Genomic DNA, 1,751 nt, shown 5'->3' with positions numbered 1-1,751 from the left:
CTAGCCGAGTTCTCCGCCGTCACCTTGGCCGACCCCGCCATCGCCTTCTGCAGCATCACGCTGATTCAGCGAAAAAAGCCAGTGACCGTGGCCAGCAGCGAAGAACGCGCCATCCGGTTGGATGAAACTCAATACATTTCTGGCGATGGGCCCTGCCTGTCAGCGATCCGCCAGCAGACCGTCGTGCATGTCCCTGATTTGGCTCATGAGAACCGCTGGCCCGCCTACACCGGGGCCGCGCTGGAGGCGGGAGTAGGATCCAGCCTGTCCGTGCCGCTGGTCCTGGAAGGGGAAGCGGAAGCGGGCCTTAACCTGTACTCCACCCGGCCCCATGGCTTCACCGGTGAGGACATCAGCATGGTTGAAACGTATTCACATCATGCCTCCAAAGCACTTCGACTGGCCGTGYGGATCAGCCAGCTGGCCGAGGCGAAAGCCCACCTCACTGCAGCCATGGAATCCCGGACCACCATCGACCTGGCGACCGGCGCCATCATGGCGCAGAACCGATGCAGTCAGGAGACGGCCATCAAGATCCTGAAAATCGCCTCCAGCACCCGGAACGTCAAACTCCGCGACATCGCCGCATCAGTCGTCGCTTCAATATCCCAGGACCCGCAAGTCCGGACGCACTTCGACGCGTAAGGACGTTGTTCAAACGGCCTGAAGACAACCGGTGCGGGTGCCAATGCAGCGGCTTTGGTCCCGCGGCGCCCCGCCCGCCTGGTGCGATGGCCGTGGCAGGAGGGGTCCATCATGGACAGACGGTGGCGGCGCGCTCCTCACGCGGCATGGGTGCTGATGTGTCGGCTCGGGCTGAACCGGCAACACATCGTTGCCCTCCTGCGCGTCCCGTCGGCCGCCGCAGGCCACGGCGGTGGATCCATAGTGGCCTGACACGCCGGGCGGACCTTAAGTTGACTCTGCGGCTTCTGGCCCGGCCCAGGACCTACACTCCTGACCATGACCACCCACAATGAACGGCAGGCCCGGGCGGAACACCGTTGGCCTGCCGTCATCGGCCTTCTCATCGCGCTGGCGCTTTACGCGACGCTGCCCACGACGTTCCTTCCGGCGGTACGCTACTCCGTCGTTGTCGTCGGCCTGGCGCTGCTGATTCCGCTTATTGTCCTGAATCCACGCAGGCTGGTCCGCGAAACCCGCTGGTCAAGGTACCTTTCTGTCGGCCAGGCGTTGTTGCTTGTCGTGGCCAATGAGGCAGCACTCGTTCAACTGGTCATTCTTCTGACAAACTCCGGAAACAGCAACGGGCCAACGCTGCTGCTCGCGGCCCTCCAGGTATGGGTGACAAACGTCATCGCCTTCGCCTTGGTCTACTGGGAACTGGACCGGGGCGGTCCGGTTACCCGCCGCCATGCCCCGCGCCATGAGCTGCCCCGGGCAGACTTCCGGTTCCCCCAGGACGAAGACCACGACGCAGTGCAGGAAGTTGCTGCCCGGTCCTCCGTGAAGACAGACTGGACGGCGTCCTTTGTCGACTACGTCTACTTTTCGCTTTCCAACTCGATGGCTTTCAGCCCGACCGACACGATGCCCCTTTCGGCAAGGGCAAAATCCCTGATGGGCGTGGAGGCCTTCGGAGGGTTCGTGCTGCTCGCACTTGTCATCGCCCACGCCGTCTCCCTGCTTGGCCAATAGGCCGGGCAGCAACGGGCTCTCGACGAAAGACAGCCGTTCCACGATCGAAGCGCCCTGTCCCTATGTGTCGCACACACCGAATTATCCCGGCC

Annotated in this window: 2 protein-coding genes; both read left to right on the top strand. The window is 63.3% G+C overall.

The features are described from left to right. Window positions 1–645: GAF and ANTAR domain-containing protein (locus AC1DEY_RS23175; RefSeq protein WP_476870046.1), on the top strand; the 645-nt coding region annotated here is incomplete at its 5' end. A 318-nt stretch (window positions 646–963) separates the two neighbouring features. Beyond that, complete coding sequence (locus AC1DEY_RS23170; protein WP_476870045.1) at window positions 964–1,659, top strand: hypothetical protein; 696 nt, start codon at window positions 964–966, stop codon at window positions 1,657–1,659. Window positions 1,660–1,751: the final 92 nt, after the last annotated feature.

This window comes from Arthrobacter sp. 05T47, assembly GCF_056395825.1.
This window is presented reverse-complemented; position numbering and strand designations above follow the sequence as displayed.

What these genes read in the sequence shown, in the direction of transcription:
- AC1DEY_RS23170 (WP_476870045.1), top strand. Translation starts at nt 964, where the DNA reads ATGACCACCCACAATGAACGGCAGGCCCGGGCGGAACACCGTTGGCCT.